Source organism: Pseudomonas sp. BLCC-B112 (assembly GCF_028550695.1).
GTDB lineage: Bacteria > Pseudomonadota > Gammaproteobacteria > Pseudomonadales > Pseudomonadaceae > Aquipseudomonas > Aquipseudomonas danubii.
In genome coordinates, this window is sequence record NZ_JAQQGK010000006.1 from 501,484 (window position 1) to 522,890 (window position 21,407).

The 21,407-nt window shown below is 65.7% G+C and carries 16 protein-coding genes; 3 read left to right on the plus strand and 13 right to left on the minus strand.

Annotation, left to right across the window (positions count from 1 at the left end; translation table 11 throughout):
- Positions 1 to 54 precede the first annotated feature (54 nt).
- Entirely contained in the window at positions 55 to 1,455 is a 1,401-nt protein-coding gene (locus tag PQT43_RS18875; RefSeq protein ID WP_272754425.1) for an aminoacyl-tRNA deacylase and HDOD domain-containing protein, read from the plus strand.
- 69 nt (positions 1,456 to 1,524) lie between these two features.
- Here the strand turns inward: PQT43_RS18875 and PQT43_RS18880 are convergent, their stop codons facing one another.
- The 13 genes from PQT43_RS18880 to tagH all read right to left on the minus strand — a co-directional run bounded on the left by PQT43_RS18880 (position 1,525) and on the right by tagH (position 19,387).
- Positions 1,525 to 1,908, minus strand: a complete 384-nt coding sequence (locus PQT43_RS18880) for a helicase (protein WP_102862277.1) — start codon at positions 1,906 to 1,908, stop codon at positions 1,525 to 1,527.
- A 140-nt stretch (positions 1,909 to 2,048) separates the two neighbouring features.
- Positions 2,049 to 2,978, minus strand: a complete 930-nt coding sequence (tagQ, locus tag PQT43_RS18885) for a type VI secretion system-associated lipoprotein TagQ (RefSeq protein WP_272754426.1) — start codon at positions 2,976 to 2,978, stop codon at positions 2,049 to 2,051.
- 83 nt (positions 2,979 to 3,061) lie between these two features.
- Positions 3,062 to 4,744, minus strand: a complete 1,683-nt coding sequence (locus tag PQT43_RS18890) for a formylglycine-generating enzyme family protein (protein WP_372342486.1) — start codon at positions 4,742 to 4,744, stop codon at positions 3,062 to 3,064.
- Positions 4,745 to 4,766: 22 nt separating this feature from the next.
- On the minus strand, positions 4,767 to 5,969 hold the full coding sequence (locus PQT43_RS18895; protein WP_110594220.1) for an ABC transporter permease: 1,203 nt from the start codon (positions 5,967 to 5,969) through the stop codon (positions 4,767 to 4,769).
- Entirely contained in the window at positions 5,969 to 6,685 is a 717-nt protein-coding gene (locus PQT43_RS18900) for an ABC transporter ATP-binding protein (RefSeq protein ID WP_102881298.1), read from the minus strand. The genes PQT43_RS18895 and PQT43_RS18900 overlap by 1 nt, the downstream gene beginning before the upstream one ends.
- Entirely contained in the window at positions 6,685 to 9,780 is a 3,096-nt protein-coding gene (locus PQT43_RS18905) for a serine/threonine-protein kinase (RefSeq protein WP_272754427.1), read from the minus strand. The genes PQT43_RS18900 and PQT43_RS18905 overlap by 1 nt, the downstream gene beginning before the upstream one ends.
- 2 nt (positions 9,781 to 9,782) lie before the next feature.
- Positions 9,783 to 10,517: a PP2C family protein-serine/threonine phosphatase gene (locus PQT43_RS18910; RefSeq protein WP_102862283.1), complete on the minus strand. Its 735-nt coding sequence runs from the start codon at positions 10,515 to 10,517 to the stop codon at positions 9,783 to 9,785.
- Positions 10,518 to 11,171, minus strand: a complete 654-nt coding sequence (gene tagF / locus PQT43_RS18915) for a type VI secretion system-associated protein TagF (protein ID WP_102881300.1) — start codon at positions 11,169 to 11,171, stop codon at positions 10,518 to 10,520. It lies immediately after the preceding gene.
- Positions 11,168 to 14,674 (minus strand): type VI secretion system membrane subunit TssM, encoded by a 3,507-nt coding sequence (tssM, locus tag PQT43_RS18920; RefSeq protein WP_267269114.1) that lies wholly within the window; start codon positions 14,672 to 14,674, stop codon positions 11,168 to 11,170. The genes tagF and tssM overlap by 4 nt, the downstream gene beginning before the upstream one ends.
- Positions 14,671 to 15,996, minus strand: a complete 1,326-nt coding sequence (locus PQT43_RS18925; protein WP_102862286.1) for a DotU family type VI secretion system protein — start codon at positions 15,994 to 15,996, stop codon at positions 14,671 to 14,673. The genes tssM and PQT43_RS18925 overlap by 4 nt, the downstream gene beginning before the upstream one ends.
- A gap of 6 nt (positions 15,997 to 16,002) precedes the next feature.
- Entirely contained in the window at positions 16,003 to 17,337 is a 1,335-nt protein-coding gene (gene tssK / locus PQT43_RS18930) for a type VI secretion system baseplate subunit TssK (protein ID WP_102862287.1), read from the minus strand.
- A 15-nt stretch (positions 17,338 to 17,352) separates the two neighbouring features.
- Positions 17,353 to 17,859 carry a type VI secretion system lipoprotein TssJ gene (tssJ, locus tag PQT43_RS18935; RefSeq protein ID WP_102881302.1) on the minus strand — a complete coding sequence of 169 codons (507 nt, stop codon included), beginning with the start codon at positions 17,857 to 17,859 and terminating at the stop codon, positions 17,353 to 17,355.
- A 64-nt stretch (positions 17,860 to 17,923) separates the two neighbouring features.
- Positions 17,924 to 19,387, minus strand: coding sequence for a type VI secretion system-associated FHA domain protein TagH (gene tagH / locus PQT43_RS18940; protein WP_272754428.1), 1,464 nt, complete (start codon positions 19,385 to 19,387; stop codon positions 17,924 to 17,926).
- Between the two features lie 392 nt (positions 19,388 to 19,779).
- Between tagH and tssA the strand changes: the two genes are divergently transcribed.
- A complete protein-coding gene (gene tssA / locus PQT43_RS18945; protein ID WP_272754429.1) occupies positions 19,780 to 20,799 on the plus strand; it encodes a type VI secretion system protein TssA in 1,020 nt (339 codons plus the stop codon).
- An 81-nt stretch (positions 20,800 to 20,880) separates the two neighbouring features.
- Entirely contained in the window at positions 20,881 to 21,396 is a 516-nt protein-coding gene (gene tssB, locus PQT43_RS18950) for a type VI secretion system contractile sheath small subunit (protein WP_102881305.1), read from the plus strand.
- Positions 21,397 to 21,407: the final 11 nt, after the last annotated feature.

The window sequence follows — 21,407 nt, forward strand, 5'->3', positions numbered from 1 at the left end:
GGCATAACCAAGCTGGTTATACTCGTCAAATTGTAGAAAAACGGATACCAGGCCATGACAGAAGTTGCCCTCGCCACTGCAACCCCACACGCTCCGTCTGTTATCCGGTTGCTGCTCGGCAAGCTGGCCATCAGCTACAACGAAGTGCTCGACCAGCCGGGCCTGCCGGCTGCGCGCAAGGTCCAGGCCGTGCTCCTTGACGATGCCGTCGGCGCGCTGATGGTGCTGTTTCCGCAGAGCCAGCTACTGGACCTCAACAGCCTCACCGAACTCACCGGCCGCCGTCTCACCGCGGTGTCCACCGAACGCCTGGAGCGCATGCTCGGCAAACACAGCCTGAGCCTGCTGCCCGGCCTGCCGGCACTCACCAGTTCCCCCTGCCTGTACGAAGAAAGCCTGCTGCGCGAACCCAGCCTGTTGATCTATTCGGGCGAGCCGGGCGTGCTTCTGGAAATCACCAGCGAAGCCTTCAAGAGCATGCTCAACAAGGCCAGCGCCGGGCATTTCGGCGAACCCCTGAGCAGCATCCGCCCCAACCTCGATCGCCCGGATGACGACCGCGAGGAAATCACCCAGGCCATGCAGGCGTTCACCGCGCGGCGTATCCAGCAACGCCTGGAAGCCACCATCGAGATCCCGCCGCTGGCGGAAACCGCGCAGAAGATCATCAAGCTGCGGGTCGACCCCAACGCCACCATCGACGACATCACCGGCGTGGTGGAGACCGACCCGGCCCTGGCCGCGCAAGTGGTCAGCTGGGCCGCCTCGCCCTACTACGCGTCGCCGGGCAAGATCCGCTCGGTGGAGGACGCCATCGTCCGCGTGCTGGGCTTTGACCTGGTGATCAACCTCGCCCTGGGCCTGGCCCTGGGCAAGACCCTGAGCCTGCCCAAGGACCAGCCGCAGCACGCCACGCCCTACTGGCAGCAATCGATCTACACCGCAGCGGTGATCGAAGGCCTGACCCGCGCCATGCCTCGGGCCCAGCGCCCGGAAGCCGGCCTGACCTACCTCGCCGGCCTGCTGCACAACTTCGGCTACCTGCTGCTGGCCCACGTGTTCCCACCGCACTTCTCGCTGATCTGCCGGCACCTGGAGGTCAACCCGCACCTGTGCCACAGCTATGTCGAGCAGCACCTGCTGGGCATCAGCCGCGAACAGATCGGTTCCTGGCTGATGCGTTACTGGGACATGCCGGACGAGCTGTCCACCGCCCTGCGCTTCCAGCACGACCCGAGCTACGACGGCGCCTACGCCGAGTACCCGAATCTGGTGTGCCTAGCGGTGCGCCTGCTGCGCAGCCGTGGCATCGGTTCCGGCCCCCACGAGGAAATTCCCGACGCACTGTTCGAGCGCCTAGGCCTGAGCCGCGACAAGGCCGAAGACGTGGTGAGCAAGGTGCTGGAAGCGGAAGTGTTGCTGCGGGAACTGGCTTCGCAGTTCAGCCAGGCCTGACCCCATTTGCCGGCAGGCCGACTCCTACAGGGCGCTTGTAGGAGCCGGCTCGCCGGCGAAGCCCCACCCTCAAGCCTTGGGCTTGGCCTTCTTCGGTTTCAAATACTTGGTCAAGCCCTGGAACCAGATCACCAGCGCCGGATTGCCCTTGATCTGGATCGACTTGTCCTGAATACCGGTCATGAACGCCAACTGCTTGTTCTTCGCCTGCATCGTGGCGAAGCCATAAGCGGCATCCTTGAAGGCAATGGCGAACGCCGGCTCCGGATAGAACCCCGAACGGCTGGTCACGCGCTGGTCTTTGACGAAGAAGTGTCGAGCAACCTTGCCGTCGAGCGTCTGCAACTGGAACACCAGTTCCTTGTCACCCAACTGTTGCTGAAAAGCAGGATTGTTGCGGCTGGCTTTGCCCATCAACAGGCCAAGCACCCAGAGAAGAAAACGAAATTTCATGCACGGCGCCTCAGTGGAATTATTGGATGGCCGCCGCAGTTTAACCTGTAACTCGAAGAGCGCCAGCCGATCTGCTCGATTACTCGGAGATCGACTGGCGTTCAACGCTTATCGCTACATCTTGTCAGACAATCACTGACTCAGACGTTAGGGCAAGGCACCGGTGCCCAATCACCCAGGTCCGGGCTCTTGCACATGTTGTTGACCTGGGTCTGGCCAGTGGTAGCGACCTTGTTGCTCTCGGCCTGCTTGGTCTTGGCCTGCTGGATCGACTTCTCGGTGCTCACCGCTTCCGTCGGTACAGTCGGCAGCTTGGGTTGCTTGACCTTCTGCTGCTTCTTCTTACCACCGGTGGTGGTCACCGGGGTGGTGTCGGCGGTGGCGACTTTCACCACGTCGGTACGCTGCACGCCCACTTGCTGCAGGTCCTGCTCGTAGGCCTGGTTGTACTTGCTCAGGTCTTCGCTGGCCCGGCCGTTCACCGCGGCAATCAGGTCATTGGACTCTTTCAGGCCGCTGACGATCTCCGCCAGGCGCTTGCGCCCTTCCACATCATTGATGCTGTTGGCCTTGCGGGCAGTGATCAGGCTGTCGAAGGCACGCTGGTAGCAGGTCTGCGAAGCACGGGCGTAGGCGGTGCTGCGGTCGATGTCGGCAGCACTCTTGTTGACGTCAGCGGCGTAGGAAGCGATGCGCTGATTGTCATCGGCGATCTGCTTCTGGCGCTCGGTGTAGTAACCGGCGGCACCACCGGCCAGGGCACCACCGGCCGCACCGATGGCGGCGTTGCGACCACGGTTGTCGCCGTCGCCGGTCAGGGCGCCGAGCAAGGCACCGCCAGCAGCGCCCAGAGCGGCACCGGTGACCACCGACTTGGTCATGTCCGAATCAGTGGCGCGCAGGTGCTGCACCGGCTCGTAGCAGCTCGGGTAGTACTCGACCTTGGTGGTGGAGGCGACCTTGGACACCGGAGAGGTCGCGCAACCGGTCAATACGGTGCTGAACCCGGCGGCAACCAACAGCAGGTGACGCTTGGATGTTGAAGCAAATGGGTTGCGGGAAAAAAGCATGTTCGTGATCTCGATTAAGTTTGACCAACTCGGTACGACGCCAGGTCGTCCGAGCTCCTCCAGGCTCGACAGACAGCGGCCGGTCATGACTTCTGACCGGTCGATGCGAGCAGTTCCTTCAAAATCGTCGCCGGGTCGGCTCGCCGTTGCTGGCGATAATTCCCGACATGGCGGACGAATAACGTAGCGCGCGTCACCAGGCTCTTGCCGAGCACCGGCTTGCGATTGAGTTCTTCCTTGATCCGTTGAAATTGCGCCTGGATCACCGCGTCGGTGTAACGGGTGCCCGTGGCCAGGTTGTCGATGTAGATCGCCACCGCCCCGTCCAGTGCGCTGCGGCCGTTGTCGATGGCTTCGGCGAACAGCTTGGCGCTGGGTTCGTCCTTGGCATCGATGGCCTGCTGCTGGCTCTTCTTCAGGTTGGTCAGGCGGATGTTGTAGTTATTGATGGTCTCGGCCACCAGGGCCGACGACTGGATCAGGTTGCCCGCCGCTTCCTCGCGCTGCTGGGCGATCAGCGAGACGTTGCGCTTGAGCTCTTCGTTGACCAGCCCCAGCTCCGCCTGCAGACGCGGGTCGACACTGGCGGCGATGATGGCGTCCAGGCGCTTGGTGGGGTCCTGGGCGTCATCGATGGCGTCGGTCAGGGACGCCAGGCGGCCTTCCTTCTGCCACTGGGCGAACAGCTCCTTGTAGCGCGAACGCGGGGCCGACAAGGCGCCGATGGCCACCCGAAAACCCGTGGTTTCATTGCTCTGCTCGGTGCCGTCGGCGCCAAACAGCGGGTACTCGCGGCGCATGCCGGTAAACAGCGTGCCCTCGCCTTCCAGGTAATTGCCGCCCTTGACCACGAAGCCACCATAGGTGCCCTGGCGCCGTCCGGCGCGCACCAGCTGGAACGACTCCTGGACCATCTCGGCGGCATTGCCGATCACATCGAACAGGCCGATGGGGTTGGGCAGCTTGGTGCCGATCGGCATCAGCCGCGCCGCCTGGCCCGTGCCGCCGGCCACCTGATTGAACACCGCCCAGTCCGCCAGCGGGCCATCGCTCTCGCTGCCCTCCAGGCGCCGTGGAAACAGCCGCCCTTCCAGCTCCTGGCGACTCACCGCCTGACCGCCACGGGCGGCGTATTCCCACTCCACTTCGGTGGGCAGGCGCACAAAGCCCAGGCCGCCGTCTTCGGAGGAACTGCCACGGCCGCTGACCGGCAGCAAGTCACGGTGATGCTTCATCAGCCAGGCGCTGTACACCGCCGCGAAACGCTCGGCCTCGAAGCGCGACAGCTTGACCTTGGGCAAACGCCCCTGCATGCCCTCCGAGGCTTCACAGGCCGGGGCCGGCTCGCCGCTGGCCAGGGACTGGGCCTGGGCCATCACCTGGGCATACTGGCGAGCGGTGACTTCGTACTTGCCGATGAAATACAGCATCGGCTTGAGGGGCACCCCGGCACCGGTTTTCGGCAAAGCCGGAGCAATGGTCTTGCTCCAGGCACCAGGCAGGTCCTTGAGGGTGAACTGGCCATTGATGTAGTCCCGGCGATAGCCGGAGATGAACGATTGCTGGTAGCCGCTCTCACCTTCGCTGAAGGGATAGCCGAGGTTGACCTCGCGGTCGTCCAGGGTGCCCTGGGCCAGGACGTAGACATAGCGAAACACCATCTCGCCTTCACAGGGCAGCGGCAGACTGACGTCGTCCGGCAAGGGCTTGGGGTTGTCCATCTTGTTGCCGGGCTCTTGCGCCCACACGGCGCCGGCCAGGGTCATGGCCAACACGGGGCCGATCAACTTATACATCGCGAATTCCTTCACAGGCTTCAATGCGCGACACCCGCCAGCCGCCCAGCGCGGCGGCCAGGGTGCTGACGCCCAGCGTCGCCAACAGGGCCAGCCCGTAATGGGCCGGCAGCAGATGACTGGCGTACTCGCCGGGCACCTGCATGAACAAATGATTCAGCCCGGCCTGGGCCAGGCCATACAGAGCGCCACTCAACAACGCAGCGAAACCGGCGCTGTACAGCGCCTGGGCCACCACGAACAACAACAGGGCACCGGTGGAGAATCCCAGCAGGCGCAGCACCGACAACTCCCGGCGCTTGCGCTCCACCGCCGCCAGGGCCCCGGCGAAGATCGCCGCAAAGGCGCCCGCCAGGGCCAGCCCGGCGATCACCCAGAAGACAATGGACAGGTTGCGACTCAAGGACTGCACCTGGGCGATGGTCTGGGCCTGGGTCGCCACCAACAGGCCACGCTCGGCGAAATAGCGGCGCAAGGGTTCGACGTCATCCAGGCTGCGGGCATACAGGCGAAAGGCCGGGTAGACCCGCTGCGCGGACGCGGCCGGCGCTTCGCCGAGCCAGCCCAGGGCCGCTACGGCACGGCCGTCGCGGTAGTCCTCGGCGGCCTCCAGCAAGGCCAGCGGGGCGAACAGGGCATCCCGGGCAAAGGCTTCCAGGGGCAATACGCCCTCCACCTGGACTCGGGTCCGCTGCACTTCGCTGCGCCCCGCCACTTGCCGGCCGAAGCTCGCCTGCAGCCAATCACCAGGCTGTACGCCAAGCTTCTCGGCGGCGGTACGGCTCAGGAGCACGCCACTCATGTTCCGCGGCACCGGCAAACGCCCGAGCAAGGGGTCCGAGACAGCGGTCGGCAACATTTCCACGGTCACCCCGATATCCCCCGTGCCCCGGGACAAGTCCGCCGTCGCGGCAATCTGCCGGGTGCGCGGCAAGGCAAAGGCTACGTCCGGACGCTGGCCCAGTTCAGCAATGAAGCTGGCGCTGAAACGTCCACCGCCCAGGGGAATGATCTCGCGTACCGCCGGGTCTTTTTCCAGGCGCTCGGTGAGGCTGCTCACCAGCCCGAACTTGAGCCCGAACAGCACCAGCAACGGCGCAATCACTGCCACCAGGGCCAGCACCGAACAGGCCGACAACCAGGTATCGGCGCGGTAGTCCTGCCAGGCCAGGGCAGCGGTCAGGGACGCACGCATCAGCAGGCCTCCCCCAGCGTCGCGGTGACCCCGCCGTCGGCATCGCGCTGGCAGGCAATGCGCCGCACCTGCAAGCCGTTGGCCCGGGCCAGCACCTCATCGTGGGTGGCGATCACGCAGCACAGCCGCTGATCCCGCGCCTGTTGCACCAACAGTTGCATCACCCGCTGAGCGTTCAAGGGGTCCAGGGCCGCGGTCGGCTCATCCGCCAGCAGCACCTGCGGACCATGGGCCAAGGCCCGGGCACAACTGACCCGCTGACGCTGGCCCACCGACAGGGCGGCGGGTTTCTTGTGCAATTGATCGGCGATTTCCAGGCGTTCGGCCAAACGCCGTGGAATGCCCTCGTCCGCCAGCCCCAGCAACTGCCGGGGCAGGCTGATATTGCTGCGCACATCAAGAAACCCCAGCAGACCGCCAGTCTGCAGCACATAACCCAGGTGCCGGCTGCGCAGCTGCGCCAAGGCGCTGTGACCGGTGCCACGCCAGATGCCGGCAATATCGATGGGGTCATTGGCCGGCGCGAATTCAAAGCGCGCCGCCGAGTCCGGAGCCAGCACCAGCGCCAGCAGATCGAGCAGCGTGCTCTTGCCGCAGCCGCTGGGGCCGACCACCGCCAGTTGATCGCCCGCACGCAATTGCAGCCTGGGGATCACCAGGCTGTAGCGCTGGCGACCCTCGCCGCGACTCTTGCGCACCTCTGCCAGATCAAGCATCACGGCAGGGTCGACAACGGAACGCGGTACAGGGCATCACCCGGCTCGGCATCGCCGAAGCGCACCCAGTTGGCCAGGTCGTTGTGGAAGGTCTCGTAGAGACGGATCTTCGAATCCAGCTCGTCGATGAAATCTTCCTGCTCGGCCACGCTCAGGGACAGCCACAGGTCCTGGGTCATGTTCAGCGACTTGCTGCGGTACGGCAGCCCTTCCAGGTATTCCCCCAGCACGCCGCCGTCGGCCAGGTTGCCGCCCTTGCGCAGGGCCGAGGGGTCGCGGCTCATGTAGGCACTGGCGCTGGCGATTTCCTGGAAGAAATCCTTGGGCGAGGTCTGGGTCTTGCGTGCCGCATCGACAATCAGCTTCAGCGACTGCTGCAAGTCGTTGAGCTGCAGCTTGGTGAGCATCACGCAGACCTGGAACGCCGGCAGCGCTGGGTTGGTCAGGTCGCGGTCGGCGGTCCAGGCGCTGACCAGCTGCGGCGCCTGACTCGCGGATTTGCGACCGAGGAAATCCATGTGCATGGCGTAGCCGATGGCCGCCGACTTCTGCGCGATGCTCGGCGCCGCCGCCAGCTGCGGGACGTCCTGGTTCTGGTTGCTGCGCACCTGATGCACCAGGTCGGCGAACACCGTGCCGATCTCGTCGACCTGCTCGCCGAACTTGCGCACATCGCCGCCGGGCACCGGAATGTACAGGTCGCCGATCTTCGGGTTGGCGTCGGCAGTCAGCACCCGGTACTGGGTTTCCGCCTGGGCGTGGTTTTTCTTGCCGGCATCGGTGCGCAGGTGCAGGGCGTAGATCTTGATCTGCTTGCCCAAAGCCGCCTGGCGCACTTCCGCCTCGTTCATCTGGGTGCGGCTGTAGGGATCGTTCTTGCGCAGGGCCCCGGCATCACTGACCAGCAGGATCAGGCGACCGCCGTAGCCCTTCCAGTCCATGCCTTCCACTGCCTGCATCACCCCGGCAAAGGCGTCTTCGTTGAACGAGTGGCTGGAGACACTGGTGGCCTTGACCTGGCTCACCAGCTCCTGGAAGCGCTGCGGGTCGCGGCCCTGATCCAGGGTCACCAGGGTCTTGGTCACGTACTCCAGGCCCGGGGTCTTGCTGGTGTTGTTGCGAAACCCCACCAGGCCGAAGCTGACACTGTCCAGCTCGCCACGCTCGGCGATCTTGCTCTGCAGCTCGTGGACCACGTCGCGCACCTGATCGATGTACGGCTGCATCGACACCGAGGTGTCCACCACCAGCACCACTGCCGTGCGGAAGGCATCGGCGGCGGCCGGCGGGCTGTTCGCCGGCAGGCGCTGGCCACTGCTGTCGCTGATGCTCTGCGGGCTGTTGCCCGGGTCGATCGAGGCGACATTGAGCAACTGCACCGGCTGACCGTTCTCGTCGAAGCTCTCTTTGGCGTCGAAGATCGGCAGCAGGTAGAACTGCTCCTGGGGCACCGCGCTGGCATTGGGTTCCAGGGCCAGCACCTGCTGCTCGTCCTGAGGATTCTTCTGCGCCCTGAGCAGCAGGTTCTTGGCCGCCGCCGGGTCCGCCAGCAAACGCTCCAGCTCGCTGGCCTGACGCACGAACATCACCGGTGCACGACCGGAACGCTCGGTGAACTTCAACACCAGGCTCTGCTTCCAGTCGCTGACCTGCTCGGCCGGCAGCCAGCCGGCGCTGCGCCCGTCACTGGCGGCGCCCAGGCGCAGCCAGGAGCGGCCGTCGAGGTTCTTGCGCTGGTACACGTAAAGCACCGAGAACGCCGGCACCGACTTGTCCGGCGTGGCGCCCGGCTCGCTGGAAAAGCTCGCCCCCGGCTTGCTCAGCACCCGCTGGAACAGGGTCTTCTTGCCCGGCATCAGCAACGGCCGCTGGCCGCCATCGACATCCGCTGCCAGTGGCTGCTCCACCGGCGGCGCCACCACGGCAGGCGGGGTGCTGACCGTCGAAGCGGTCTTGGGCGCAGGCGCCGGGCTGTCGCCGGACAGCCACCAATAACCAGCGCCGGCCACCGCCAGGGCGACGGCCACGGCGACGCCGGCCAGGGCCAGCACCGGGCCACGGTGCTGTTCGGAAGCCCCACTGCCGGCTGGTGGCAGATTGGAGGTGCGCGGCGGCGGCGCTGGCTCCTCGGGCGGCTCGCGGCGCGGCGCCGGTTGTGGCGCAGGCGCCTGCCGGGGAATCTCGATCGACACCGGGGTCAACCCGGCGAGGTCGTTGCCCTGAGGTACAGGCTGGGGTGCAGCCTGAGGCGGCAACGGCAACGGCAACGGCTGGATCAGCGTCGCCTCGACCTCGGTAGCCTCCGGCGGCAGGTTGTCCAGGGCCGTCAGCAAGGCCGCCGCATCCGGATAACGTTCCGCCGGGTCCTTGGCCAGCAGCTTGCGCAGGATGTGCTGGTAGCGCCCGTGGTGCAGCGGCAGCTCCGGCAACGGCTCGGTGAGGTGGGCCAGGGCCGTGGACAGGGCGTCGGTGCCGTTATACGGCAGCTCGCCGACGAGAATCTCGTACAACACCACGCCCAGGGCATAGAGGTCGGCGCGCCCGTCGATGTCCTGGCCCCGGGCCTGTTCCGGGCTCATGTAGCTCGGCGTGCCCACGGCAAAACCGGCCTGGGTGAATTGGGTGCGGTCATCCAGGGACTTGGCGATGCCGAAGTCCGAAAGCACCGCCGTGCCGTCGGCGCGGAACAGGATGTTGGCCGGCTTCACATCACGGTGCACCAGCCCCTGGGCGTGGGCGTAACCCAGGGCCGAAGCGATCTGGCGGATGTAGGCCAGGCCCTGCTCCGGGGTCAGCCCGGCGGCAATGCGCTCTTTCAGGGTGCCGTTGGGCAGGTACTCCATGGCCATGTAGTACAGCTCGCCGACATTGCCGATGTCGTGGATGGTCACGGTGTGCGGATGGGACAGGCGCGCCAGGGTCTTGCCCTCGCGCAAAAAGCGCTCGCAGAAGCTCGGGTCGGCGGCCAGCGCCGCGGCCATCACCTTGAGCGCCACCTTGCGCTCAAGCGAACGCTGGGTCGCCAGGTACACGGTGGCCATGGCGCCTTCGCCAATCTCGCCCTGGATGTCAAAGCCGGGAATCAGAATGTCCATGGTCACTGTCCTGCGGCCTTGATCACGATGGCGGTGATGTTGTCCGGCGCGCCCCGGGTCAGGCCCAGGTGAATCAGGCTGCGCACCACGTCGTTGGGCTCGCTGTGGCTGAGCACATCGCGCAGCTCGAAGTCTTCGGCGGTCTTGTTCAAGCCGTCGCTGCACAGCAGGAAGGTGTCGCCGTCCTCCACCTGCAGGTCGACCTGGGACAGCTCCAACTGGGCTTCGACGCCAATGGCCCGGGTGACGATATTGGCCCGGGGATGCACCCGCGCCTCGGCTTCGCTGAGCAGGCCGCTGTCCTGCAGGTCCTGGACGTAGCTGTGATCCCTGGAAATGCTTTCCAACTGCTCGTCCCGCAGCCGGTACAGGCGGCTGTCGCCGGCCCACAGGCACACCGCCCGAGCACCGCGCACCGCCAGCAGGACCACGGTGCTGCCCATCATGGTCACCCCGCGATTGGCGGTTTCCTCGCGCACGGCGGCATTCACCGCCGCCAGGCCATTGCGCAGCGCGGCGACGTAATGGTCGAGGCTGTCGACCGGCGCAATGCCGCGCAGGCTATCGACAATCAGGCTGCTGACGTAATCCCCGGCAGCGTGCCCGCCCATGCCGTCAGCCACCAGCCAGAGGCCGGCTTCCGGGGCTTCGAGCCAGGCGTCTTCATTGATTTTCCGCACCATGCCGACATGGCTGTAGCTGGCGGACTGGTAGGACAGTTGTGGCGCTGAACCCATTTAGACGGCACCTTCTTGTCCGAGCAAAAATTGCGCAAAATCGCTGGCCGGCGGCAGCCCCTGGCAACGCAGGAGCATCGGGCTGATGGACGGCGAACCCCGGCCCCACCAGGCGCTCGACCCTTCACTGCCCTGGGTCGCGAGGATCGCGCCACGGGACTGTGGATCGCTGACATAAAACCGCTGCAGGCCGGCGAAATGGCTGCATTCGGCGCGAGTCGCCGGGCTCGGCGCTCCCAGGGCCTGCAACCCGTCCTCCAGGGCTTCGAAACTGGCGTCCTGGTCCAGGGTCGCCAGCAGCAGCTCTTCCACCTGTTCGAACCACAGCTCCGGGCCACTCACCAGGGAGGCCACATCGCTTTCAGGCTCCAGCAAGGCGGCCACGGTCAGGGGGAAGTAACGCCCGACCCGGTCGATGCTCGGCATCACCACGCCCACCGCCGCCTGCGGCCCACAGACTCCCGGGGCCAGGGCAAAACGCCACAGCGGGCTGACCAGGTAGGCGTTCAGCCACTGCTCGCCCAGGGCGTTCTGGCTGGCCAGCAACCCCGCCGCCAGCCAACTGTCCCAAGGGCCGATGAAACTCTGCGGCAAGCCACGGCTGACAAAATCGCCGCGGCTGGCCAACTTGCCGTACAGGCCGACCACCGTCATAGCCGCTCCGGCAGGCTGAAGCCGCTGAGCACCCGGCTCTTGAACGGGTTGAAGGCACTGCTGGCCCGCAGTTCGTAAGAGATGCTCGCGCCATCCACCCGCAGCCGCAGGTTGAAGCGGTCCGGCGAGTTGGTGGCGGTCAGGTCCGATTGCTCCAGCAAACGGAACCAGGCCCAGGGGCCGTCCAGGGTGATCCCGGAGCGCCCAGTGGCCGATGGCGGCATGATCGACAGGCGCACCACGCCGATGCTCCCCGGGTTCGGCCATTGCATGGCCACCGGCCGGCTCGGACCGTGGTCGTAGCTCAGTTGCTGGCCATCCAGGTCGAGGAGGAACTGGCTGATATTGGCGTCCATGGCCACCGGCTTGAGTTCGAAACGCACCGCCGGCTGGGTCCCGCCACTGGAGCGGAAGAACGCATCGCGGATGTTCGAGGCGCGCTGGAAGGTTTGCAGCACGCCGGGGGAAATGCCCAGCTTCTGCGCCGCGCCCGGCTGCCAGCTCCAGGTGGTGGTCGAGGTGTTGACGTAAGGCTGCAGGTACTTGCGGAAGTAGTTGTCCATCACCCCGCCGGTGCCGAAGAACTGCCCGAAGTCTTCCAGGGTCGCGTCCCGCGAGCTGCCCGGCGACATCGGATAACGCCCGCTCAGGGACTGGCGATAAACGTTCACCACTTCGCTGACCCAGGCCGCATTCAGTTGGTTGCGCACCCCGCCCATCATGGTGTTGGTGGTGGAACTGACCACCGATTTCACCAGCCCCTGGACCACCGGCGGCTGGCGCTCGGCGGTCAGGCTGACCCGCGCCGCCGCGGCACTGGCCTGGTTCTTGGCCTCGCCCAGCAAGGCATCGCCGCTGGCCCCGACCATGGCACTGACCTGCACGTACAGGGCATTCATGTCCGCCAGCAGGCCGTCGATGGCCGCCGGCTCGCCTTCGCCCTTGCTCACCAGGCTGTTGAGCTCGGCAAAATGCGCGCTTACCGGGTCTTCGCTGCTGGCCACGGCCGCCGGATTGCCCGCCTGTTCCTGGCCCAGCAGGGAACCCAGGCGCTGCTTGAGTTGATCCACACCGCCCTCGACCTTCTGGCCCTGGACCGCCAACAGGCGTTCTTCCTGTTGCAGATCGGTTTCCTTGGCCACCGCCACCAACAGCTTCTTCAGCGGCGAGGTGGGACCGGAAAGAATCCGCAGCACGTCCGCGGCCTGGGCCACGCTGGTGATCGGCACGAAGTCGATGTCCGCCAGCAAGGCGTCCCACTGGCGCAGGTAGTCCTGGAAGTACAGGCGACGCACGTCGGCGGCAAGGCTGGCGACGTTCTGCTGGTCGGCCTGATCGCGGCCCAGTACCCACTGCTCTTCGGCCAGGGTGCCGGCCTGGTTGAGACTGGCCAGGAGGAAGCCTTCGCGGTAGCCCTTGGCGGTGAACAGCCCGCTCAGGGGTTCGCTCAACGGCTTGCCGCTCTTGCGGGTGAACACCAGCGCCGCGTCACGGCCACCGGCCTCGCTGAGGCGGAAGTCCGGCACACCGTCCGGCAGCTTGGCGCGCTTGACCCGGTCATACACGCGCTGGGCCACCGGCAGCTGTTGCAGCTGGCGGCGCAGGTCGTCGATCAGGCGCTGGTCCAGCCGCGCATTGGGTGGATGTTTTTCGAACAGCGCCTGCAGGTGGCCGGTCAGGGCCTGGCGCTGCTCGGGCGGCAGGTCGCGGGCCAGGGTGCGGTCCCAGTCCAGGGTGATCCAGGCCTTGATAAAGTCCGGATCGTAGTGCTCGCTGTCCGCCAGCATCAGGTAGGCCTTGAGCCCCTCGTAGAGGAAGTCCGAGTTGCCGCCGCTGTGCAGTTGCTCTTCGATGCGGGTCATCAAACGCGGGGCGAACACCGCCACCAGCAGCTTGCGATAGACGCTGGCGGCCTCGGCTTCGAGCATATCGCCCTGATACAGACCCAGGCCTTCGGCCCAGCCCGGGGCATCGCCGGCCAGGTTGCGCGTGGCGTTGAGCAGCGGCAGCACTGCCAGCACATCGCGCTGGGCCGGGCTGAGGCTTTGCACGTCCTGACGCACCGGGCCGACGCGCTGGTCGACCTGAGCGATATAGGCCTGGTTGGCCCGGTAGCTGATGATCCACAAGGTACTGACCACCAGCACCAGGGCCACGGTGGCCGCCAGGGCACCCCGAGCGATCCATTTACGCCGCCGCTCGACCTTGGGGTTGACCCCCACCAGCCCGCGCTCGGCAAAAGCCACCGCACTGAACAGTTTCTCGATGAAGTAGCTGCGCCCGGTGCCGGTCTGCCGCGCCAGGTGCTGGCGGTCCAGGTTCATGCTCTGGGCCATGGCGCCGATCAGGCGGTCGATGGGGCTGCCTTCCTGGGTGCCGCTGGTGAAATACACCCCACGCAGCAGCACGCGCTCTTCGAAGGCGTTGGGTTTGAACACGCCTTCGAGGAAGCCCTGCAAGGACTCCTTGAGCGCCGCGAATTGCTGCGGGAAGCCGTAGATCAGGTCGCGCCGGGCCGGATCGCGTTCCTGTTGCAGGCGCTCCACCAGGCGTTCGTTGAGGCGCTGCTCCAGGGCCGCCAGCTCCGCCGGCAACTGGGCCAGGGGGCTGTCGCCACTCTTGCCGTCATCCAGGGCGAAGGTCATGCCCCAGACCTGGGCCCGCTCTTCCTTGCTCAGGGAATCGAAGAACTCCATGAAACCCGGCACCAGATCCAGCTTGGTGAGCATCAGGTAGATCGGGAAGCGCACTCCCAGCTGGGTGTACAGCTCCTGGATACGCAGGCGAATCGCCGCAGCATGCGCCGCCCGCTCGGCTTCGCTGCTGAGCAGCAGGTCGGAGAGGCTGATGGCGACGAAGGCGCCATCGATGGGCCGCCGCGAACGCTGGGTTTTCAGCAGGTCGAGAAAGCCCAGCCAGGCCGCCTTGTCCACCGCGGCATGGCTGTCCTGGGTGGTGTAGCGGCCGGCGGTGTCCAGCAGCACGGCCTGATCGGTGAACCACCAGTCGCAGTTGCGGGTGCCGCCGACGCCGCGCACGGCACCGGCGCCCAGCTGCGCGGCCAGGGGAAAATGCAGGCCGGAGTTGACCAGCGCGGTGGTCTTGCCCGAGCCCGGTGGCCCGATGATCACATACCACGGCAGCTCGTAGAGGTTGCGCCGCTCGTCACCGCCGAGCTTGGCCTTCTTCAACAGCGCCAGGGCTTCGTCCATGCGCTGGCGCAGGGCCGCCAGTTCCTCGGCGGTGGCCACGCTGTCCGGGTCCGGCGGGGTATCGGCGGCCAGGCTTTGCAGGACTTTGGCCGCGTGCCGGCGGGCCTGGATGATGCGAAACACCCGGTAGCCGATCCACACCGCGAAAATGACAATGATCAGCGCCCAACGCCGCCCTTCCGGCACCAGGAACTCCAGCAACGGGCCAATGAACCAGATGATCAGGCTCAGGGCGATCAGCCCCAGCAGTGGAATCACCCAGCGCGTCACAAAACTGAAAAACGCCTTCACTCGACTCCCTCCGCCAATACGCTGATTTCTACCCGACGATTGCGCGCCCGCCCTTCAGCGGTGGCATTGGTTGCCAACGGCTCGGTGTCGCTGCGGCCTTCGGCGCTGAAGCGCTCCGGCTGCCCGGTCTTCGCTGCGAGAATCTGCAACACCGATTCGGCGCGGGCCTGGGACAGCTTCCAGTTGGACGGGAAGCGCAAGGTGGCGATCGGTCGGTTGTCGCTGTGGCCAGTGATCCGCACCTGACCCTTGACCTTGCGCACGGCGTCGGCGATGCGCAGCATCAGCGGCTGGTAGTCATCGAGGATGCTGGCGCTGGCCGAGGCGAACAGCTCGTCGCCACGGATGGTCACCACCGAACGGTCGACGGCGTCTTCCACCGCCACCCGCCCGGCCTTGATGTCCTCGGCAAGAAAGCCCGCCAGGCGCGGACGCTCGACAATCTTGGGCTGGATCACCGGGCGGTCCAGGGTCTGCACCGGGATCTCGCCCAGGGCATGGATGTTCTTGAACACCGGCTCAGCGTCCGCCGCCAGCTTCAGGCGCAGGCCGAACAGCAGCGCCAGGAGCAAGGCCACACCGATGGCGATACCGACCCAGGGCGGCATGAACTGGGCCAGGCGATCACGGGCCACGCTGACCCCGCGCCAATGGGGCGAGAGCTCGCGCTCATGCTCGCCACGGGCACTGCGGATGATCGCCGCAGTGCGCTCGCGCAGGGCTTCGAGCTGGCTGCGACCGTCGATCATCACCCGGTAGCGGCCTTCGAAACCCAGGCACATGCACAGGTACAGCAGCTCCAGCAGGTACAGGCGCTCGCGGGGGCTTTGCAGGCAGTGCTCCAGCAACTGGAAGACCTTCTCGCCGCCCCAGGCTTCGTTGTGCACGGTGATCAGCAGGCTCTGCTTGCCCCAGTCGCTGGTGCTGCCCCAGGGGGTGCTGAGCACTGCTTCATCCAGGGCGGTGCACAGCGCATAGCGGGCCAGCAGCACATCGTTGCGCGGCACGCCGGCGGCCTCGGCCCGCTCCTCGAACTGGCGCAGGTAGGCCAGCAGTTGCGCCCGCAGGCTGGCCGGCGCCGGATGGGCCAGGGTGTTGCGCAGCCGGGTGAGCAAGGCCAGCAGCGGGCCGGCAGCACTCTCCAGGGGGTTCAGGCCCTGGGCCTGGCCGGCCGGCAGCGGCGCCGCCGGCATGGCCAGGGACGGCGCTGGCGCCGGAGCCGGACGCCCGGGCTCGGGAGCACGGCCACCGGGGCGCGGCATGAATTGGGTGCGGTCATTGGCCGGGGACGGCTGCCCTGCCGAATCGTCGAAAGGATGCATCGCGACTTATCCTCGAATGGCCCAGAAGGCCAGGTTCAAGCCCGGGAATTCCCCGGCGACGTGGAACGCGAAGCCGCCGGAATGAACCAGCTGCTTCCAGTGCTCGCTGCCACGGTCGAGCTCGTAGTAGGTGGAGCCGGCGTGATACGGCAACTGCCGTGGCGCCACCGGCAGCGGCAACAGGCCGATGCCCGGCAACTGCAGGTTGACCAGATCGCGGATGTGCTCCACCGAGCCCACTTTGCTCTGCTGGGCAAAGCGCCCGCGCAGGGTCTCGCCGGGCACGTCGGCGCGCACCACCAGGATGAAGCTGGCGCTCTCCAGCAAGGTGCGGTCCGCCAGCATGGCCACGTGCACGCCATAGGCTTTCTCGACAATCGGGATCGGCGTCGCCTTGCTGTCGATCAGCATCGACAGGGCCTCGCGCAGGGCCTGCATCACCGGGGCAAAGCTCAGGGCCAGCTCATCGTGCTGGTACTGCGGGTACTCAGCGGGGCGTCGAGCGCTGTTGGAGAAGGTCGAGAATTCGCCGGCCAGGCTCACCAGTTCGCTGTACAAGCGCTCGGGGTGCAGCGGGCTGATCTGGTTCAGGTGGCTGACCAGCGGCTGGGCGCGGTTGACCAGTTGCAGCAGCATGAAGTCGGCGATTTCCGAAGCGCCCCCGGCCCCCGAAGCCACCACCCGTCCGGCCAGGGCTTCGCCCCGCTGGTGCAGCAGGCCCAGCAGCTCGCTGCGAAAGGCGCTCAAGGGCTTGGACGCGGCCACATCCAGCAGCGGCGGGATGTAGCTGTCATCCAGCACCAGGGCGCGGTCGGCGCGCTTTTCCTTGACCCGCACCACACCGATGGCGGCGTAGTCGCTGAGGCCGTCCGCCGCGGTCAGCAGGCGCAAGGCCCGGGAGCCCACCGCCACCGGCGCACGGTTTTCAAAGGGGGCGTTGTCGTCCCGCACCTCGCGCACCTGGCTCAGGTAGCGGGCAGCGCCCAGCTCCTCGCCTTCGTCCACGGTATCACGGGCGCCGGCGCGCTTGAGCGGCAGCGCCAGGTACACCAGGCCATCGCGCAGGCTGTCGTCGATGCTCAGCGGGCTCGGCGCCAGGTCGTCATGGGGAATGTTGAACGGTGTGCCGTCGGGCAACAGGCCGCGGGCGCTGACAATGGCCAGCTTGCCCTGGGCCAGCAGGCCCTGATCGATACGCAGCTCGGAGAATCCCCAGGCCCCTGCCGACAGCGGACGGCTGCGGGCATCGATGAGGTTTTCCAGGTAACGGTCATGCTGCTGGAAGTGCTGGGTTCCAATGAACATGCCTTCCGACCAGACCACGCGATTGTTCCAGGACATGGTTGCTCCGATTGCCTATTGGGCAGGGCTGGATGGGGGGGCCACGAGCTCGGCGCTGATCGCGCGGACATCGAGGACGATCTGATACTGATTGTTCAGGCGCTGCGCCGTGTTGACCCCGACTCGCCACAGGGCCTGGTCCACTTCGCGATAGCCCACCAACAGGCCGACCTGACGGGTGGCCGGGTCCAGGGTGCGCTTGAGGGTGAACTGGTCGCCGGGCTTGACCAGCACTTCATCCTGGTCGATGAGGTCCGGGCCCAGGGTGGCCGGGGCCCGCTCCGCCAGGGCGAAGTAGTCGGCGCGCATGAAGGTGGCCGGGTTCTTGAGTTCGAAGATCCGCACCCGCACCGGCGTGCTCAGGCCGTCAGGGCCCGGGTTGAGCCCGGCCACGGCCTGGAAACGCAGCTCGACGGTGGTGGCGCCAGGTTCTTCCTTGGCCGGCTCGGCGGGCGTTGGTGCGTCCTTGGCACAGGCCGCCAGTACCAGCATGGCGACCAATGTCAGCAATCGTTGAATCATCCTGCGTCCTCAATGACGTGTCAGCTGTCCGTGTATCCGTGTGTTCGGGGGGTTCCAGGCGCGCTCAGGAACGGCGCAGCCGGTGGGTATGCTCTTCGTAGGCGCGACTGAATTCACGACCGAAAAGGTCCTGGAAATCGTCCTGGGCCTCTTGGGAAATCTGCTTGTAGAGCGCCGTGAACTGCTGCCAGTTCTGCGCCTGCCGCGAACCGCTGAACAGGTTGCCCAGGCCACCGGGGCGGGCCATGCGGGCTTCCAGCTCAGTGGGTTCGAAGCGCCCCAGCAGGTGCTTGATCGCGGCTTCCACACCGGCCATGACGGCCAGCTGGTGAGCCCGCAAATCGTCGAAGCTCTCCTGCACCGCCTGGTCCGGGGCCATGAACGCCTGGTTGCTGTGGCGCAGCAGCAGGAGCATGGCTTCGTCCACGTTAGGGGCAAACTTCAGCGGGTTGTTTTCCACCGGGCGGATCATGGTCTGCTGCATGCGGAACTCGCCCTTGAGGCTGCTGCGGGCACGCAACACATCGATCAGGCCTTCCACCATCAAGCGGTAGCTGCGCCCCAGGCTTTCCATCTGCGCCTGGGCCTGCTGCGGGTCGATGCGCAGCTGGTCCAGCCCGGCGCCCCGCAGGAAGGCTTGCAACAGGTCGGTTTGTGGCCCCGGCTCGGCCGCTGGCGCTGGCGCAACGGGAGCCGCAGGGGCGACAGGGGCAACGGGCACCACGGCTGCGACCTCGATCGGCTGCGGCTGCGGCTGCGGTGGTACTGCACTGAACTCAGCGACGCTGGCAAAGGGGTCCGGGGCAACAGGCGGCGCTGCCACTGGCGCTGCGCTCGCCACCGGAGCCGGTCGGGCCGGTGTTTCGCCGAACAGGTCCCAGTCCTCCGGAATCACCGCCGCGCCCTGGGGCGCAGCCGGCTGAGGCGCAGCTACGGGCTGAGGCACGGTCGTGGGGGTCGGCGGGCGAAAATCGTGCTGCTCGGCGGGCACGTGATCGGGCTGAGTGGCCGGAGGCGTGGCGCTCGGAGTCAGGAAATCGAACAGGTCAGGAAAAGTGTCCTGGGCCGAAGCCCCCTGAAAATGCGCCACCGGCGCCATGGCAATCGGCTCGATCGGCGTGGGAGGCGACGAGTGGCGCCCCATCAGCGCTTCGAAACTGTTGGAGCTGTCCCCGGAAAAGGCCTCAACCTGAGCACGATTGAGACTGAAATCGATCCGCGCACTGATTTCATAATCGCCAATGCGAATAACCTCGCCATCTTCCAATGGCTCACTGCTACCCCGGCGCATACGAATACCGGCACGGACTAACTCCACACCATTAGTACTGTTATCGGTCAAATAATAACGGCCATCCTTGTATTGGATGACACAATGTCGCGCTGAAACTAAGCGCTCGGGATCAGGAAGTACCCAGTCATTATCGGAACTGCGGCCAATTGCCATCATTCCCTGATCCATTAGTTTCTCAGGGCATTGGCCAGGGGTAATCTTGTGATAACTAGTGATAGTCAAACACAGCGACATTGCGCCTCCTTGCTGTACTTCCGCGTGCGAACCGGCGGCGGGGAAAAAGTTCCGTAAAAAATGAAAAACCCGCAAAAAATCCTTTAAACAGCACCGTTCACAGCATGATCGCTCAACTTAAACTACACAGATGACAAAAGCCTTTCGTCCCGCCCCAATCTGACTCGCCGGTCAAGGAACTAAGTAAGTCGACATAACACTGTCATGCGGGGCGAATAGCTTACCTTGACAAGCCACAACTACTACACCAAAAATGCACAACTTCTTGAACACGGATGATGGCTCACTAGTATCAATGAGTCCATGTTAACCAAGAAATGTGCGCGAGTTCACAAACAACTAGTGCATTAATTGCCTGACTGTCCTGCAGGCTGATAGGGAGATCGAACCAGGTGGATGTACCGATGTTGCTCGCCGCTATTTCAGCAACTTCGCCTTGTGGCGAAGACCTGGAATATGACGCGGAATTCTTGCACTTGGAGCGGGCCGCACAAGGCCAGCCCGAGCGCAGCATGGGCGACTCGATCCTGCCGGCCGAGCCACCGGACTGGCGCAGCGTCCAGCAACAGAGCCTGGACTTGCTGGCCCGCAGCAAAGACCTGCGCATCACCCATTTCCTCCTGCAAAGTACCCTGGCCCTTGAAGGCCTGCCGGGCCTGGCCACCAGCCTCGACCTGATCAACGGCTTGCTCCGTGATTACTGGGCCGAGCTGCACCCGCGCCTGGACGCCGACGACGACAACGATCCCACGGTGCGGATCAATGCCCTGGCCGGCCTGGCAGCAGACTCCACTATCGGCCTGTTGCGCGAAGCCATCCTCACCCGTTCCCGGACCTTCGGCCCGGTGAGCGTGCGCGCGGCGCTGAACGCCGCCGGCCTGCAGCACTTCTCGGGCGAAAGCCTGGGTTCCGATCACTTGGCCGGGGCCCTGCAAGACAGCGACCCAGAGCACCTGGAAGCCATTCGCCACGCCTTGAGCAGCGCTCGCTCGGCGGCCGAATCCATCGAAAAGCAAGTCAGCGAACAAGTGGGTTCCGCCAGCGGCGTTGACCTCAGCGCCCTCAAGCAGCCCCTGCGCCTGGCACTGCAGGTGCTGGGCCAGCACGCCCCGCAAACCAGCGAAAGCCCGGTCGATGAGCCCGCCGAAGCCCCCGCGAACGAGGCCGGCAACGCGCCCGTGGCGCCAGCCGCAACGCGGATTTCCGGCGAGATCAACAGCCGTGAGGACGTGCTGCACAGCCTTGACCGGCTGCTGGCCTACTACAGCCGTCACGAGCCTTCGAGCCCGCTGCCGGTGCTGCTCAACCGAGCCAAGAATCTGGTCAACGCCGATTTCGCGGCCATCGTGCGCAATCTGATCCCCGATGGCATGTCCCAATTTGAAAACCTGCGCGGCCCCGAATCCGACTAACCCCGGTACGGCCGAACAGTATCGTCAGCGGCAATCACCGACCGACGCCAACACCGTCGCAACAGCGACCAGGAGCACAACGTGGCGAAGCAAAGTTCTCAAAAGTTCATCGCGCGCAACCGCGCGCCCCGGGTGCAGATCGAGTACGACGTCGAACTCTACGGCGCCGAGAAAAAGGTCCAACTGCCCTTCGTCATGGGCGTGATGGCTGACCTGGCCGGCAAGCCCGTCGAGCCCCTGGCGGCGGTGGCCGATCGCAAGTTCCTGGAAATCGACGTCGACAACTTCGACTCGCGCCTCAAGGCCATGCAGCCACGGGTCGCGTTCCACGTGCCCAACGAACTGACCGGCGAAGGCAACCTGAGCCTGGACATCACCTTCGAGAGCATGGACGACTTCAGCCCCGCCGCGGTGGCGCGCAAGGTCGACTCCCTGAACCAGCTGCTGGAGGCCCGTACCCAACTGGCCAACCTGCTGACCTACATGGACGGCAAGACCGGCGCTGAAGAAATCATCATGAAAGCCATCAAGGATCCGGCGTTGCTCCAGGCCCTGGCGAGTGCGCCAAAACCTGTGGACTCCGAGCCGAACGCGTAAATCAGGACCAA

Coding starts and splice junctions, on each gene's coding strand:
- PQT43_RS18875 (WP_272754425.1), top strand. CDS start 55: ATGACAGAAGTTGCCCTCGCCACTGCAACCCCACACGCTCCGTCTGTT.
- PQT43_RS18880 (WP_102862277.1), bottom strand. CDS start 1,908: ATGAAATTTCGTTTTCTTCTCTGGGTGCTTGGCCTGTTGATGGGCAAA.
- tagQ (WP_272754426.1), bottom strand. CDS start 2,978: ATGCTTTTTTCCCGCAACCCATTTGCTTCAACATCCAAGCGTCACCTG.
- PQT43_RS18890 (WP_372342486.1), bottom strand. CDS start 4,744: ATGACCCTGGCCGGCGCCGTGTGGGCGCAAGAGCCCGGCAACAAGATG.
- PQT43_RS18895 (WP_110594220.1), bottom strand. CDS start 5,969: ATGCGTGCGTCCCTGACCGCTGCCCTGGCCTGGCAGGACTACCGCGCC.
- PQT43_RS18900 (WP_102881298.1), bottom strand. CDS start 6,685: ATGCTTGATCTGGCAGAGGTGCGCAAGAGTCGCGGCGAGGGTCGCCAG.
- PQT43_RS18905 (WP_272754427.1), bottom strand. CDS start 9,780: ATGGACATTCTGATTCCCGGCTTTGACATCCAGGGCGAGATTGGCGAA.
- PQT43_RS18910 (WP_102862283.1), bottom strand. CDS start 10,517: ATGGGTTCAGCGCCACAACTGTCCTACCAGTCCGCCAGCTACAGCCAT.
- tagF (WP_102881300.1), bottom strand. CDS start 11,171: ATGACGGTGGTCGGCCTGTACGGCAAGTTGGCCAGCCGCGGCGATTTT.
- PQT43_RS18925 (WP_102862286.1), bottom strand. CDS start 15,996: ATGCATCCTTTCGACGATTCGGCAGGGCAGCCGTCCCCGGCCAATGAC.
- tssK (WP_102862287.1), bottom strand. CDS start 17,337: ATGTCCTGGAACAATCGCGTGGTCTGGTCGGAAGGCATGTTCATTGGA.
- tssJ (WP_102881302.1), bottom strand. CDS start 17,859: ATGATTCAACGATTGCTGACATTGGTCGCCATGCTGGTACTGGCGGCC.
- tagH (WP_272754428.1), bottom strand. CDS start 19,387: ATGTCGCTGTGTTTGACTATCACTAGTTATCACAAGATTACCCCTGGC.